The 14,563-nt window shown below is 63.6% G+C and carries 13 protein-coding genes; all 13 read left to right on the top strand.

Annotated features, from left to right (window positions below):
• Positions 1-186 precede the first annotated feature (186 nt).
• On the top strand, positions 187-1,296 hold the full coding sequence (locus tag E8A46_RS13025) for an S-(hydroxymethyl)glutathione dehydrogenase/class III alcohol dehydrogenase (protein WP_291561181.1): 1,110 nt from the start codon (positions 187-189) through the stop codon (positions 1,294-1,296).
• 51 nt (positions 1,297-1,347) lie between these two features.
• Positions 1,348-1,917, top strand: coding sequence for an S-(hydroxymethyl)glutathione synthase (gene gfa / locus E8A46_RS13020; RefSeq protein WP_291561179.1), 570 nt, complete (start codon positions 1,348-1,350; stop codon positions 1,915-1,917).
• A 563-nt stretch (positions 1,918-2,480) separates the two neighbouring features.
• Entirely contained in the window at positions 2,481-4,823 is a 2,343-nt protein-coding gene (locus E8A46_RS13015) for a Tex family protein (RefSeq protein WP_291561177.1), read from the top strand.
• 201 nt (positions 4,824-5,024) lie between these two features.
• Positions 5,025-5,432 (top strand): RidA family protein, encoded by a 408-nt coding sequence (locus E8A46_RS13010; RefSeq protein ID WP_291561175.1) that lies wholly within the window; start codon positions 5,025-5,027, stop codon positions 5,430-5,432.
• A gap of 34 nt (positions 5,433-5,466) precedes the next feature.
• On the top strand, positions 5,467-6,513 hold the full coding sequence (locus E8A46_RS13005; protein WP_291561173.1) for an ABC transporter substrate-binding protein: 1,047 nt from the start codon (positions 5,467-5,469) through the stop codon (positions 6,511-6,513).
• On the top strand, positions 6,501-7,310 hold the full coding sequence (locus E8A46_RS13000) for an ABC transporter ATP-binding protein (protein WP_291561171.1): 810 nt from the start codon (positions 6,501-6,503) through the stop codon (positions 7,308-7,310). The genes E8A46_RS13005 and E8A46_RS13000 overlap by 13 nt, the downstream gene beginning before the upstream one ends.
• Positions 7,297-8,091: an ABC transporter permease gene (locus E8A46_RS12995; RefSeq protein WP_291561168.1), complete on the top strand. Its 795-nt coding sequence runs from the start codon at positions 7,297-7,299 to the stop codon at positions 8,089-8,091. Before E8A46_RS13000 ends, E8A46_RS12995 begins: the two co-directional genes overlap by 14 nt.
• A 10-nt stretch (positions 8,092-8,101) precedes the next feature.
• Complete coding sequence (locus E8A46_RS12990; protein WP_291561166.1) at positions 8,102-8,875, top strand: ABC transporter permease; 774 nt, start codon at positions 8,102-8,104, stop codon at positions 8,873-8,875.
• A gap of 101 nt (positions 8,876-8,976) precedes the next feature.
• Entirely contained in the window at positions 8,977-9,852 is an 876-nt protein-coding gene (locus E8A46_RS12985) for a dihydrodipicolinate synthase family protein (RefSeq protein ID WP_291561163.1), read from the top strand.
• Positions 9,853-10,051: 199 nt separating this feature from the next.
• Positions 10,052-12,379, top strand: a complete 2,328-nt coding sequence (locus tag E8A46_RS12980; protein ID WP_291561162.1) for a xanthine dehydrogenase family protein molybdopterin-binding subunit — start codon at positions 10,052-10,054, stop codon at positions 12,377-12,379.
• A 163-nt stretch (positions 12,380-12,542) separates the two neighbouring features.
• A complete protein-coding gene (locus E8A46_RS12975) occupies positions 12,543-13,151 on the top strand; it encodes a LemA family protein (protein WP_291561159.1) in 609 nt (202 codons plus the stop codon).
• A gap of 26 nt (positions 13,152-13,177) precedes the next feature.
• The gene (locus E8A46_RS12970; protein ID WP_291561157.1) at positions 13,178-14,038 is read left to right on the top strand and encodes a YgcG family protein; all 861 of its coding nucleotides are present in this window, start codon (positions 13,178-13,180) and stop codon (positions 14,036-14,038) included.
• 6 nt (positions 14,039-14,044) lie between these two features.
• Entirely contained in the window at positions 14,045-14,542 is a 498-nt protein-coding gene (locus E8A46_RS12965; RefSeq protein ID WP_291561155.1) for a TPM domain-containing protein, read from the top strand.
• The last annotated feature ends 21 nt before the right edge of the window (positions 14,543-14,563 follow it).

The following is a 14,563-nucleotide window of genomic DNA, read 5'->3' as shown; positions in this document are numbered from 1 at the left end:
GCGGGCGCGCGCCAGCGACGCCATTCCGGGCGGCCGTCCGCCCAAACACGAAGACAAGCCGGACGCCGCCAAGGCCGCCGAAACCAGTTGCACGGGGATCAAATGAGCACGCGGGAAAGCTGTGAATCAGTGCTGTGTGGATGACGACATGTTTTGCGATGTTGAAGAGCGCAACAGGAGAATAAGATGAAAACACGCGCCGCAGTCGCGTTTGAGGCGAAGAAGCCGCTTGAAATCGTCGAGCTCGACCTGGAGGGCCCGAAGGCCGGCGAAGTCCTGGTCGAGATCAAGGCGACGGGGATTTGCCACACCGACGCCTATACGCTTGATGGATTCGACAGCGAGGGAATTTTCCCCTCGATCCTCGGCCATGAGGGCGCCGGCATCGTCCGCGAAGTGGGACCGGGGGTCACCTCGGTGAAGCCGGGCGACCATGTGATCCCACTGTACACGCCCGAATGCCGCCAGTGCAAAAGCTGCCTCAGCCAGAAGACCAACCTGTGCACCGCGATCCGCGCCACCCAGGGCAAGGGCCTGATGCCCGACGGCACCTCACGCTTCAGCCACAAGGGCAAGACCATCTTCCACTATATGGGCTGTTCGACCTTTTCGAATTTTACCGTGCTGCCGGAGATCGCGGTCGCGAAAATCCGTGAGGACGCGCCGTTCGACAAGAGCTGCTACATCGGCTGCGGCGTGACCACCGGCGTCGGCGCGGTGGTCAACACCGCCAAGGTCACGCCGGGCGCCAATGTGGTCGTGTTCGGGCTCGGCGGTATCGGGCTCAACGTCATCCAGGGCGCGCGGATGGTGGGCGCCGACAAGATCATCGGCGTCGACCTCAATGATTCCAAGGAGGAGTGGGGCCGCCGCTTCGGAATGACGCATTTCGTCAATCCCAAAAAGGTCGATGGCGATATCGTCCAGCATCTGGTTCAGCTTACCGACGGCGGCGCCGATTTCACCTTCGACTGCACCGGCAATACCACCGTGATGCGCCAGGCGCTGGAAGCCTGTCATCGCGGCTGGGGCGTGTCGGTGGTGATCGGGGTGGCGGAAGCCGGCAAGGAAATTTCCACCCGGCCGTTCCAGCTCGTGACCGGCCGGGTCTGGAAAGGCACGGCGTTCGGCGGCGCGCGGGGCCGCACCGACGTGCCGAAGATCGTCGACTGGTACATGACCGGCAAGATCCAGATCGACCCGATGATCACCCACGTCCTCAAGCTCGAGGAGATCAACAGGGGCTTCGATCTGATGCACGAAGGCAAGTCGATCCGTTCGGTCGTCGTGTTCTAAACCAAGCGCGTTTTTCGAATCAAAAGCGTCAAACACAAGGAGGATAGGCCCATGACTGTTCACATCCATCCATCGGTTGACAGCGGCGTCAAGAAGGGTTCGGGCAGCTTTGCCGGCGGGACCCTAGTCTGCAAGTGCAAGGACAAGCCGGTCAAGGTCGGCATCAAGGGCGACGTCGCGCACAACCACGCCTGCGGCTGTACCAAATGCTGGAAGCCCGCCGGGGCGACCTTCTCGGTGGTCGCGGTGGTGCCACGGGACAACGTGACGGTACTTGAGAACGGCGACAAGCTTCATATCATCGATGCTTCCGCGACCATCCAGCGCCACGCCTGCAAGGTTTGCGGCACCCATATGTACGGCCGCATCGAGAACAAGGCGCATCCGTTCTACGGGTTGGACTTCATCCATCCCGAACTGTTCCAGGAAGTCGGCTCCGCAGCCCCGGTATTTGCGGCGTTCGTGTCCTCGGTGATCGAGTCCGGCGTCAACCCGTCCGAGATGAACGCGATCCGGGCGCGCCTCAGGGAACTCGGGCTCGAACCCTACGATTGTCTGTCGCCGGCCTTGATGGATGCGATCGCCACCCATGTGGCGAAGTCCAAAGCCAAGGCGGCCTGAGACAAGCGCTCTCGTCAGCTCCGCTGGTGTGGTCATTACCCCCACCCCCGGCGGAGCTGCCGTTTGCGCCGGCAGATCAAGAAAACCTGCGTCCGCTGAAGCTGGAGCGTAGAAGGTTGCGCGCGCTCGCTGCTGACGAGGGCGGGTGTGAGGCTGGCCCCATTCCACCGAAGTGGCGTTTCGCGCAAAAACTCAATCCGCGTTGATGACGCGATCGGACAGCCCAGGCTGGCGGAATGACCGGGCCGGCTTGTTTCGTTCTGGCCGTCACGGCTTCGCCATTCAATTCGAAGATGTAGCCTGAAGCTGAGACCGCCGCGGCGCAAAGCGGACAATGAGGTTTATCCAAGACTTATCGGTCAAGCGCCACCGGCCACCCTTTATCCCGCCGCAGGAAGGATGCGCGCTGGTCTTTGCAGCATGGCTTCGCCTTGAATGCGAACCTCCCGTCCACAGATCAATTTGTTTGGTGCGGCGGGTTGCTGAAGCCGTCGGCGATGGTCCATAAGCGTCCTCCCGCGGCTGGCGATTCACCCGCCGCGACGGCGTCAGAAAGATCGCGCGTGGCAAATATCAATCGGCAGATCGCGGAAGAACTCGGTGTTCGCGAACAACAGGTCGAGGCGACGGTGGCGCTTCTCGACGGCGGCGCGACGGTTCCGTTCGTCGCGCGATACCGCAAGGAAATTACCGGTGCGCTGGACGATGCGCAATTGCGCACGCTGGAGGAGCGTCTGAATTATCTGCGCGAGCTGGAAGAACGCCGTATTGCGATCCTCGACTCCGTCCGCGAGCAGGGCAAGCTGGACGCCGCGCTCGAAGCGGCCATTCTGGCGGCCGACAGCAAGGGGCGCCTGGAAGACATCTATCTCCCGTTCAAGCCGAAGCGCCGAACCAAGGCCGAGATCGCCAAGGAGGCGGGGCTGGAGCCGCTGGCGGATCTGCTGCTGGCGCAGCCGGAGAACGACCCGCAAGCCGTGGCCGTCCCGTTCGTCGATCCCGACAAGCAGGTGGCCGACGCCGCGGCCGCGCTCGAGGGCGCGCGCGCAATTCTGGTCGAGCGCTTCGCCGAAGACGCCGACCTGATCGGGAGCTTGCGCGAGCAGATGTGGTCGAACGGGCTGATGGCCTCGTCCGTGCGCCGTGGCAAGAAAACCGAAGGCGAGAAGTTCAAGGACTATTTCGATTTCAGCGAACCGCTCACCAGGCTGCCGTCGCACCGGATCCTCGCGATGTTCCGCGGCGAGAAAGAGGGGATACTCGACCTGCAAATGCTGCCCGAGCCGGTCACTGCTACGCCGGCCGTGGTCAGCTCCTATGAACTGAAGATCATGCAGCGTTTCGCGATTTCCGACCAGGGCCGCCCCGGCGACAAATGGCTGGTGGAGACCGCGCGGTGGGCGTGGCGCACCAAGATCCAGGTCCATCTTAATATCGACTTGCGGATGCGGCTGTGGACCGCGGCGGAGCAGGAGGCCGTGCGCGTGTTCGCGTCGAATCTGCGCGACCTCTTGCTGGCGGCGCCGGCCGGCGCGCGCGTCACCATGGGCCTCGATCCGGGTTTCCGTTCGGGGGTCAAGGTCGCCGTCGTCGATGCCACCGGCAAGGTGGTAGCCACCACCACGATTTATCCGCACGAGCCGGCGCGGCGCTGGGACGAGGCGCTGGCGGCCCTGGGCAAGCTCGCCGTGCAGCATCGCGTCGATTTGATTGCGATCGGCAACGGCACGGCGTCGCGCGAAACCGACAAGCTCGCGATGGATCTGGTGAAGCTGCTGCCGGACCTGAAGATGTCAAAGGTCGTGGTGTCGGAAGCCGGCGCCTCGGTCTATTCGGCGTCCGCCTTTGCGTCCGAGGAATTGCCGGAACTCGACGTCACCTTGCGCGGTGCGGTGTCGATTGCCCGGCGGCTGCAGGATCCGCTGGCCGAGTTGGTCAAGATCGATCCGAAAGCCATCGGCGTCGGGCAATATCAGCATGACCTTGGCGAGAGCAAACTGGCGCGTTCGCTCGATGCGGTAGTGGAGGATTGCGTCAACGCGGTCGGGGTCGATGCCAACACCGCCTCGGCGCCGCTGCTGACGCGGGTATCGGGGATCGGCACCGGACTGGCGCAAAGCATCGTGCAGCACCGCGACGCCAACGGTCCGTTCAGGTCACGCAAGGCGCTGAAGCAGGTGCCGCGGCTGGGGCCGAAGGCGTTCGAACAATGCGCCGGCTTCCTGCGCATCGCCGGTGGCGACGATCCGCTCGATGCCTCCGGCGTTCATCCGGAGGCCTACCCCATCGTGCGCAAGATTCTTGCCGCGACCAAAAGCGACATCAAGGCGCTGATCGGCAACGCCGAGATCCTGCGCCAGGTCAAGCCGCAGAGCTTCGTCGATGACACGTTTGGCTTGCCGACCGTGACCGACATTCTGCGCGAGCTTGAAAAGCCCGGCCGCGATCCGCGCCCGGCCTTCAAGGCCGCGGTGTTCAAGGAGGGGGTCGAGACGCTGAAGGATCTCAAACCCGGCATGATCCTCGAAGGAACCGTAACCAACGTCGCGGCATTCGGCGCTTTCGTCGATATCGGCGTGCATCAGGACGGGCTGGTGCACATCTCGGCGATGTCGAAGTCCTTCATCAAGGATCCGCGCGAGGTGGTGAAGTCGGGCGACATCGTCAAGGTCAAGGTGCTCGAGGTCGAGGTCGCCCGCAAGCGCATCGCGCTGACGCTGCGTCTCGACGACGAACCCGGTGGCAGAAGCGAACGTCCGGCGCAAGGCATGCCACGCGACAACTCCCGCGCGTCGATGACATCACAGACGCCGCGCAAGCCGCAACAGTCCTCCGGCGGCGGAGCGCTCGCCGAAGCCCTGCGCCGCGCCGGTGAGAAGGGCGGGACCGGCAACAAGAAGGCCTAGCGGGATGGCGGGCAAGAGCAAATTGCCGGGTTGGGCATGAGGGGATACAGCTCTGCCATACGACGGCAGCACCCCGTCTAATTGCAAGGCCCCATGCACTTTCGCCTGCGTTGCGCTTGCCGGCCATGCCGGCTTGGCGATTGAGCCGCCTTGCGTCTTGCCCTAACCTCTCCGCAGGCAACCTGACGGACGCATCGAAGCATGACGATCGAGAAAATTCAGCCGGCCTCCCTGTTCAAGCGGAACGTCGGCGGCCACGTGCTGTACTCCCATGTCGTAGTCGCATCCGGCGAGAAGCTGGTTTTCATTTCCGGCCAGTTGGCGCGCGACCAGAATGGCGACATCGTCGGTCCCGGCGATATGCGTGCCCAGATCCGGCAGGTCGGCGAGAACCTCAAGAACGCGCTTGAGGCGGCGGGGGCGACGCTCCACGATCTGGTCAAGACCACGACCTTTGTCACCGACATCGACGAATTCTTCAAACATGTCGACGTCAGGCACGATTATCTCGGCGTCGGTCTGCCGGCGAGCACAACCGTCGAGGTGCGGCGGTTGTCGCACCCGAGCCTGCTGGTTGAAATCGAAGCCATCGCATTGCTCAAAACATGATGTTTGCTTGATTGCTGAAACAAGGGAAAACCCGATGAAGCCGACCCACCACCGCATTTCACGCCGCGTCTTTACGCTGGGTGCTGCGGGCGCCGCGATCGCGGCTCCCTTTGTTTCGCGCGCCTCGGCCGCAACGGTCCCCAATATCCGCTACGCGACCGGCGGCGGGATCGGCCCCAACGAGATGGAAACCATCATCTTCCTGGACCACCTCAAACAGAACGTGCTGAAGAACTACGGCAAGTCCTATACCCTCGACATGACGTTCACGCGCGGAACGCCCGAAGCGGCCGCGCTGCTCGCGGCGGGACAGGTCGATGTGGCGACACTGTCGGGCCCGGCCTTTGCGACCGTGATCGTCAAGGACGCGGTGCCCGGCGGATTGACGATCATCTCGGACAATTATCAGGACGGGCATCCGGGCAATGCGACCAACAGCTTCATGGTGTTGAAGGACTCGCCGATCAAAAGCGTGACCGATTTGAAAGGCAAAAAGATCGGCATCAACGCGTTTGCTTCCGCCGTCGATCTCGCCTTGCGCGTGGTGCTGAAGAAGAACGGGATCGATCCGCGGCGCGATGTCGAGATTGTCGAAATCGCCTTTCCGAATATTGCGTCCGCCATTCGCGAGAAGCGGATTGACTGCGGCGTGCTGGTGATTCCCTTCCTGGCGGTCGAAAGTCCCAAGGGCGACCTTCGTCCCGTCTTCACCGGCGGCGACGCGTTCGGCCCGTCCTCGGTGATCTTTCAGGTGACGACCAATGTCTTCCTCAAGGCCAACCCCGACGCCGTGCGCGGCTTCCTCGCCGATTACGTCGACGGCATCGCGTGGTTCTATGATCCCGCCAACCGCGAAAAGGCGGTCCAGATCGTCTCCGACTTCACGAAATCGCCGAAGGAGGTCTTGAACTCCTATTTCGCAACCGATCGCGACTACTACCGCGACCCCAACGGCTGCGTTTCCGCGCAGACCGTCCAAAAGCCGCTGGATGCGATGTTCGAGGAGAAGCTGATCGATCGTCGCATCGAGGTCGCCAAATATCTCAATCTCGGTTTCCTGCCGAAGCCATGCGCGCCTTGACCGACCCGACACCGAAAATCGAGATCCGGGGAGTCTCCAAATCATATCCCGGCGACAACAGTCCGGTGCAGGCGCTGAGGGCCGTCGACATCTCGATCGCCGAAGGCGAGTTCGTGTCCATCGTCGGTCCCTCCGGCTGCGGCAAGAGCACCTTGCTGTACGTGGTCGGCGGCTTTCTGAATGCCGACGGCAAGGTTTTGGTCGACGGCAAGGTGATCCATGGTCCCGGCACCGACCGCGGCGTGGTCTTTCAGGAATATGCGCTGTTTCCTTGGCTCTCGGTGCGCAACAACATCCTGTACGGCCTCGAACGTGGTGGGCTTGCATCCGATGAGCGCGCGAAAATCGCCGACCGGCTGATCGGCGTCATCGGGCTGAAGGGGTTCGAAGACCGGTACCCCCGTGAGCTCTCCGGCGGCATGAAGCAGCGCGTCGCGATCGCGCGGACCTTGGCCTGCGACCCCGCCATCCTGCTGCTTGACGAGCCCTTCGGCGCGCTCGATGCGCAGACCCGCGAGGTGATGCAGGACGAATTGCTGCGGATCTGGCTCGAGACCCGCAAGACGGTGCTGATGATCACGCATGATGTCACCGAGGCGGTCTATCTCTCCAACCGCATCTGCGTGATGTCGGCCCGGCCGGGACAGATCGTCGACGAGTTCAGGATCGATCTCGACCGCACCATCCCGCGCGAGCAGCTCGTCACATCGGATGCGTTCAACAAGATTCGAAACCAGGTCTGGATCGCGGTTAGGCACCAGGCGCTTGCGGCGGAAACTGCGAATGCAGCGATCTGACCGCCATTCGTATCTGTGGTCGCCGATCGGGCGGATTATTCCACTCGTCGTGGTGGGTCTGATCTGGCAGGCGGCCGGTACGTTCAGGCTCGTCGATCCGTCCTTCCTGCCGTCGCCGGTGCGTGTGGCCTACGCCATCGCCGACCTCCTGACGGGACGGGAAATCCGGGACAATCTCCTTGTCACGCTGTCGCGCGCGGCGATAGGCTTGGCGCTGGGGTCCATGGCCGGCGTCTGGCTCGGCCTGATGATGGCGCGTTCGGAGGTCTTTCGCGCCTATGCCGCGCCGATCGTCGGCGGCACATATTCATTGCCGAAATCGGCGCTGATCCCGTTGTTCATTCTGTGGTTCGGAATCGGCACCGTGACGACGGTGTGCGCGGTGTTTCTCGCCTGCCTGCTGCCGATGGTGGTCAACACCTTTCAGGGGGTCCGTTCGACCCCGCGCGTGTTGATCTGGGGTGCGGAAGCCTTCGGCACGCCGCCCAAGGGAATGTTGTGGCGGGTGTTCCTGCCCCATGCGCTTCCCGATATCTTCGCCGGCCTTCGCGTCGCGCTGGGATTTTCCTTTGTGCTGGCGATCTCCTCGGAAATGGTCGCGTCGACCAACGGCATCGGCAAACTGATTTTCATGTACGGCGAGAACGGCGCCTACGACTACATGTTTGCGGCGATCGCCTGCGTTGTCGTCGTCGCCTTCCTCGCCGATCGGCTGCTGTTGATCGCGACTGACAAATGCCTGCGCTGGCACGAGTCGTCAGCCCGGCGGGAGCTGGCATGAGCCGGGCGCGATGATGGAGAAGGTGGCAAGCAAGCGTGGCCTGCAACTCCGGTCGCTGATTTCGGTCCTGACGATCGTCGCCGTCTGGGAAGCCGCCGCGCGCGCCGGGCTTGCCTCGCCGCTGTTTCTGCCGGCTTTCACCAAGGTGCTTGGCGAATGGTGGTCGGTCTGCGCCGATGGCTCGCTGCCGGGCGATCTCTTCACCAGCCTGTTCCGCGCGGCCGCGGGGCTGTTGCTGGCGACCTCGATCGGCGTGCCCCTGGGGATTGCGATGGCGCGCAATCGCCTTCTTCACTGGATGTTCGATCCCGTGATCGCGCTCGCTTTTCCCTCGCCGAAGATCGCGTTTCTGCCGATCTTCATCCTCTGGTTCGGCATCTACAGCATCTCCAAAATCCTGCTCGTCGCCTTTGCTTGCGTGTTTCCGATCCTGATCGGAACCTTTGCCGCGGCCTCCGCCCTCAACCGGGTCTGGATCTGGTCGGCCTATTCGCTGGGAACCTCGAACTTTGCCCTGCTGTTTCGCATCGTGCTGCCGGCGGCATGGCCGCGTATCTTCGCGGCGTTGCGGGTTGCGCTGCCGGTGTCGCTGATCACGACCTTTACCGCGGAGATGGTCGGCGGCGGCGGCGGGATGGGCGCCACGCTGATGTATTCGCAGCGATTTTTCGAGAGCCCGACCGTGTTCGCCTATATCCTGACGATGCTGGCCGTCGGTCTGCTGCTCGATTTCATCATGCTGCGGATTCAGCAGGCTTTTCCGGCCTGGTCGCCGGGACAGTGACGGACTGTGCCTGATCGGTTGCCCGGTTGGCATCGGCTGAACTATAGAGGGACAACGACACGGCGTCCGGGCGCCGTGCATTGCGGGACTTGCCCCAGACCATGCCTGATTTCCACGGTGTCTTTCCCTATCTGGTCTCGCCGATCGATGCGTCGGAGCAAATCCGCACCGAGGTGCTCGGCCGGCTCTGCGACGATCTCATCACATCCGGTGTGCACGGGCTGACGCCGCTCGGCTCGACCGGCGAGTTCGCCTATCTGAACAATTCCCAGCGCGCAGCCGTGGTGCAGGCGACCATCGAAGCTGCCAAAGGCCGCGTGCCGGTAATTGCGGGCGTCGCCTCGACGTCGACCGCGGATGCGGTGGCTCAGGCAAAAGCCTGTCAAAAGCTCGGTGCTGACGGCATTCTGGCGATCCTGGAAGCGTATTTCCCGCTTGGGGATGCGCAGGTCGAATCCTATTTTCGCGCCATCGCGGATGCGGTCGATATTCCCGTCGTGATCTACACCAATCCGCAATTTCAGCGCTCCGACCTCTCGCTCGATTGCGTCGCGCGGCTATCGGCCCATCCGCGCATTCAATATATCAAGGACGCCTCCACCAATACCGGGCGGCTGCTGTCGATCATGAACCGCTGCGGCGACGCGATCCGCGTGTTCTCGGCATCCGCGCATATCCCGGCCGCGGTGATGCTGATCGGCGGCGTGGGCTGGATGGCGGGGCCGGCCTGCATCATTCCGCGGCAGAGCGTCGAACTCTATGATCTCTGCAAGGCCGGGCGCTGGGACCAGGCGCTGGTGCTGCAGCGCAGACTGTGGCGCGTCAACGAGGCCTTCGCGCGCTACAATCTCGCCGCCTGCATCAAGGCCGGGCTTGCGATCCAGGGCTACAACGTCGGCGATCCCGTCCCGCCTCAGGCCGCCCTGACCGCCGATGAGCGCAAGGCGGTCGAGGCGGTGTTGCGGGAGATCGCCTAACCCAACCGAGTCATTCCGGGGCGCGACCGAAGGGAGCGAACCCGGAATCTCGAGATTCCGGGCTCGCGCTAAAGCGCGCCCGGCGACAAGCGCTCCGCGCTTGCGGGGGGAATGACGGCGTATGAAGGGCTTGGCCTGTTCCTTGCCTATCGGCTAAAACAATCCCCGACCCAGCCCAGCACACTCGAAGGATCAGCTCATGAACATTCTTCCCGGCAACATGCGTTTCGGTGCGGGCCAATCCGTCAAGCGGCTTGAGGACCAGCGGCTTCTCACCGGAAAAGGCCAGTTTATCGACGACAAGCCGGAAGAAGGCGCGCTGTGGCTGCATGTGCTGCGTTCGCCGCATGCCCATGCCAAAATCGTGGCTATCGATACCAAGGCTGCTGCTGCGATGACTGATGTCGAGGCCGTCTACACCGGCGCCGATCTGGTCGCCGATGACATCGGCACGCTGCCGACGCTGCTGGTTTTCCCGCGCCCCGACGGCTCGCCGATGACGGTGCCGCCGCGGCGGCTGCTGGCCCATGAGATGGTGCGCTTTGCCGGCGAGCCGGTGGCGGCCGTGGTGGCGAAATCGCGTGTGGCCGCGCAGACCGCGGCCGAGGCCATCGTGGTCGAATATAAGGTGCTGCCGTCGGTCGTCGATCCCGTCGCCGCGACCAAACCTGGCGCGCCAGTGGTATGGGCGGGGGCGCCCGACAACATCGTGGCGGCGATGAGCTATGGCGATGCGGCCGCGGTGGAGGCGGTCTTCGCCAAGGCGGCCCATGTGGTTTCGCTCGATCTGGTCAGCCAGCGCCTGGTCCCCTCCGCCATGGAGCCGCGCTCGACCATCGCCGAGGTCGAGAAGAAAACCGGACGGCTGATCCTGCATGTGCAGTCGCAGACGCCGGGCTCGACCCGCGACATTCTTGCCGAAGCCGTGCTGAAGCGGCCGAAGGAAAGCGTGCGGGTGCTGGTCGGCGACATCGGCGGCGGTTTCGGCCAGAAGACCAGCCTCTATCCGGAAGACGGCATGGTGGCCTATGCGGCCGTCAAGCTGAACCGCAAGGTGCGCTGGCGCGGCGACCGCAGCGATGAATTCCTCGGCGGTACCCATGGCCGCGACCTGACCTCATCAGCCGAGTTTGCGCTCGATGCCAAAGGCCGCGTGCAGGCCTACCGGGTGCGCTCGATCGGCGGCACCGGCGCCTATGTGTCCGGCACCGGCGCCCTCATTCCGCTGGTGCTCGGTCCCTTCGTCCAGACCGGCGTCTACGACCTGCCGCTGGTGCATTACGAGACCAAGGCCGTGATGACCAACACCGCGCCGGTCGGCGCCTATCGCGGCGCCGGGCGGCCGGAAGCGGTTTTCATCGTGGAGCGGCTGATGGACGCCGCCGCCCGCCAGATCGGGATGGACCCGCGCGCCATCCGCAAGGTGAACTACGTCAAGCCCGTGCAGATGCCCTACACCAACGCCGTCGGTCAGGTTTATGATTCCGGCGCGTTCGCGCACATGCTCGAGCGCGCTTCCAAGCTTGCGGACTGGGACGGCTTTGCCGCGCGCAAGAAGGCCGCCAGGAAGAAGGGCCTGCTCTACGGCCGCGGCCTGACCAGCTACATCGAGTGGACCGGTGGAACCGTGCATACCGAAAAGGTCTCGCTGCACGCCACTGCGGAAGGTCGCGTCATCCTGAATGCGGGCACGCAGGCGATGGGGCAGGGACTGCAAACCTCGTTCTCGCAGATGGTGGCGGCATCGCTCGGCATTCCCATCGACAAGATCGACGTGGTGCAGGGCGACACCGATCTCGCGATCGGATTCGGCAGCGTCGGCTCGCGCTCGCTGTTTGTCGGCGGTACGGCGGCGGTGGTGTCCGCCAACGATCTGATCGCCAAGGCGCGCGAGAAAGCTTCGCAGATGCTCGAGGCCTCGATCGAGGACATCGAATATCGCGAGGGTGCGCTCACGGTGGTCGGCACCGACAAGCGGATCGGCCTGTTCGAGATCGCGAAAAAGGAGAATGGCGGGCGCCTCAGCGTGGACAGTGAAGGTTCAGTCGACGGGCCGACCTGGCCGAACGGCACGCATATCTGCGAAGTCGAGGTCGATCCGCAGACCGGCATCACGCGCGTCGTGCGCTATACCACGGTCGATGACGTCGGCGTCGCCGTCAATCCGATGCTGGTGACGGGACAGGTTCACGGCGGCGTCGCGCAGGGGATCGGGCAGGCGCTGTATGAGGGCGTGGCTTACGACGCCGAAGGCCAATTGCTGACCGCGAGCTATCAGGATTACTGCCTGCCGCGGGCCGACGACATTCCGCCGATCGAGGTCACGCTCGATGGTTCGGCGCCCTGCAAGACCAATCCGCTCGGTGCCAAGGGCTGCGGCGAATCCGGCGCGATCGGTGGTCCGCCCTGCATCACCAACGGCGTGATGGATGCGCTGAGCGAGCTTGGCATCAAGTCGATCAATACCCCGCTATCGCCGCTGAAGGTCTGGCAGGCGATTCAGCAGGCCAAAGCGGCGCGGGTGTAACTCGAGGTCGTCATTCCGGGATCGGCCGTTAGGCCGAGACCCGGAATCTCCCGCCATAATCTCGAGATTCCGGGTTCGCGCTTGCTGCGCGCCCCGGAATGACTGTGTTCCCTGACACATCGTTCTGATACCTTGCGGTCCAAGCATAACCGGAGAGATTTCGATGCGCAGACTATGGACCGTGCTGGCGGCGCTGGCGACGTTGAGCCTGACCAATTGCGGCTACAACGCGATTCAGACCAATGACGAGCAGGTCAAATCGGCCTGGTCCGAGGTCCTGAACCAGTACCAGCGCCGCGCCGATCTGGTGCCCAACCTCGTCAATTCCGTGAAAGGCTTTGCGCAGCAGGAAAAGGACGTGCTGCTCGGGGTAACCAACGCCCGCGCCAAGGTCGGCAGCATCCAGGCGACACCGGAACTCGTCAACGATCCCGGTGCGTTCGCGAAATTCCAGGCCGCCCAGGGCGAACTCTCCAGCGCGCTGTCGAGGCTTCTGGTGGTGACCGAGAATTACCCGCAGCTCAAATCCGATGCGCTGTTTCACGACCTGATGTCGCAGCTCGAAGGCACCGAAAACCGCATCACGGTGGCGCGCAATCGCTACATCAAGGCGGTGCAGGATTATAATGTCGGCATCCGCACCTTCCCGAACAACCTGACGGCGATGGCGTTCGGTTACAAGGAAAAGGCCAATTTTACGGTCGACAACGAAAAGGAAATCTCGACCGCGCCGAAAGTGGATTTCAATCCGGCGCCGGCACCCGCGAAGTAGCTTTCGATAAACAGACTGGCTCCTCGATGATCGCTGCAAGGGTTTCCCTGCTTGCGCTGCTGGTGTGCTGGGCTTTCGCCGCGGCTGCCGACGTTGCGGTGCCGCCGCTGTCGGGGCGGGTGGTCGATCAAACCGGCACGCTGTCGGCCGGCGATATATCCTCGCTGACGCAAACCCTCAGAGATATGGAAGCGCGCAAAGGCAGCCAGGTCGCGGTGCTGATCGTTCCGACCACGGCGCCCGAGACGATCGAGCAATATTCGATCCGGGTCGCCGAAGCCTGGAAGATCGGGCGCAAGAAGATCGACGACGGCGCCCTGCTTGTTGTCGCCAAGGACGACCGTCACCTTCGCATCGAGGTTGGCTACGGCCTCGAGGGCGCGCTGACCGATGTCACCTCCAAGCGCATCATCGACGAGATCATCGTGCCGAAATTCAGGAGCGGGGATTTCGCCGGCGGGATTGCTGCAGGCGTCGAGCGGATCGTCGCGGTCATCAACGGCGAGCCGCTTCCCGCGCCGCAGCCGCAGCAGAGCTGGAGTTTGCCCGACAAGGTCGGAGACGCGTTCCCGTTCATCATCTTCGGCGTGATTGCCCTCAGCGGCTTCCTGCGGATGGCACTCGGCAGGCTGGTCGGCTCGGTTGCCGCCGGCGGCATTGTCGGATTGCTGGCGTGGTTCATCCTGGGATCGCTGGCGCTGTCGTTGATCGCGGCAGCCATTGCCTTCGTCTTCACTCTGTTCGGTGGCAGCTTCGCGTCGTCGAGCGGTCGAACCGGCTGGGCCGGCGGCGGCGGTTCGTTTTCCGGCAGTAGTTCGAGCGACAGCGGCGGGTTTTCCGGCGGCGGCGGCAGTTTCGGCGGCGGCGGCGCGTCGGGTAGCTGGTAGGCAAGCATGAGCATCAAGCGCATCGGCAAGCATCTTCTCGAGCACGGCTGGCGGGTACGACGCATTTTTCCGCCGGAAGCGCTCTCCGTGATCGAGCGGGCGATCAAGGCCGGCGAGCAAACCCATTCCGGCCAGGTCCGCTTCGTGGTCGAGGGTGCGCTGGACGGCAAGCCGCTGTTCACGAACCAGTCCGCGCGTGAGCGCGCGCTCGACATCTTCTCGCAATTGCGGATCTGGGACACCGCCCATAACAACGGCGTCCTGATCTACCTGCTGCTGGCCGACCGCCAGGTCGAGATCGTCGCCGACCGCGGCATCGACGCCAAGGTCGGCGCCGCCGGCTGGGAGAGGATCTGCAAGGCCATGGAGACCGATTTCAAGGCGGGCAATTTCGCCGGCGGCGTCGTCAAGGGAATCCAGGCGGTCTCGCAGCAATTGGCGGCGCACTTTCCGAAACACGGAACGGGGCCGAATGAACTTTCGGATAAGCCGGTGGTGATTTGATTCTTGCCGGAGGTGTCGTTC

Origin of the sequence: Bradyrhizobium sp., assembly GCF_004799445.1 — a bacterium.
GTDB lineage: Bacteria > Pseudomonadota > Alphaproteobacteria > Rhizobiales > Xanthobacteraceae > Bradyrhizobium.
This window is presented reverse-complemented; position numbering and strand designations above follow the sequence as displayed.

What these genes read in the sequence shown, in the direction of transcription:
- E8A46_RS13025 (WP_291561181.1), top strand. Translation starts at nt 187, where the DNA reads ATGAAAACACGCGCCGCAGTCGCGTTTGAGGCGAAGAAGCCGCTTGAA.
- E8A46_RS12965 (WP_291561155.1), top strand. Translation starts at nt 14,045, where the DNA reads ATGAGCATCAAGCGCATCGGCAAGCATCTTCTCGAGCACGGCTGGCGG.
- E8A46_RS12995 (WP_291561168.1), top strand. Translation starts at nt 7,297, where the DNA reads ATGCAGCGATCTGACCGCCATTCGTATCTGTGGTCGCCGATCGGGCGG.
- E8A46_RS13000 (WP_291561171.1), top strand. Translation starts at nt 6,501, where the DNA reads ATGCGCGCCTTGACCGACCCGACACCGAAAATCGAGATCCGGGGAGTC.
- E8A46_RS12975 (WP_291561159.1), top strand. Translation starts at nt 12,543, where the DNA reads ATGCGCAGACTATGGACCGTGCTGGCGGCGCTGGCGACGTTGAGCCTG.
- E8A46_RS12985 (WP_291561163.1), top strand. Translation starts at nt 8,977, where the DNA reads ATGCCTGATTTCCACGGTGTCTTTCCCTATCTGGTCTCGCCGATCGAT.
- E8A46_RS12970 (WP_291561157.1), top strand. Translation starts at nt 13,178, where the DNA reads ATGATCGCTGCAAGGGTTTCCCTGCTTGCGCTGCTGGTGTGCTGGGCT.
- E8A46_RS13005 (WP_291561173.1), top strand. Translation starts at nt 5,467, where the DNA reads ATGAAGCCGACCCACCACCGCATTTCACGCCGCGTCTTTACGCTGGGT.
- gfa (WP_291561179.1), top strand. Translation starts at nt 1,348, where the DNA reads ATGACTGTTCACATCCATCCATCGGTTGACAGCGGCGTCAAGAAGGGT.
- E8A46_RS13010 (WP_291561175.1), top strand. Translation starts at nt 5,025, where the DNA reads ATGACGATCGAGAAAATTCAGCCGGCCTCCCTGTTCAAGCGGAACGTC.
- E8A46_RS12980 (WP_291561162.1), top strand. Translation starts at nt 10,052, where the DNA reads ATGAACATTCTTCCCGGCAACATGCGTTTCGGTGCGGGCCAATCCGTC.
- E8A46_RS12990 (WP_291561166.1), top strand. Translation starts at nt 8,102, where the DNA reads ATGATGGAGAAGGTGGCAAGCAAGCGTGGCCTGCAACTCCGGTCGCTG.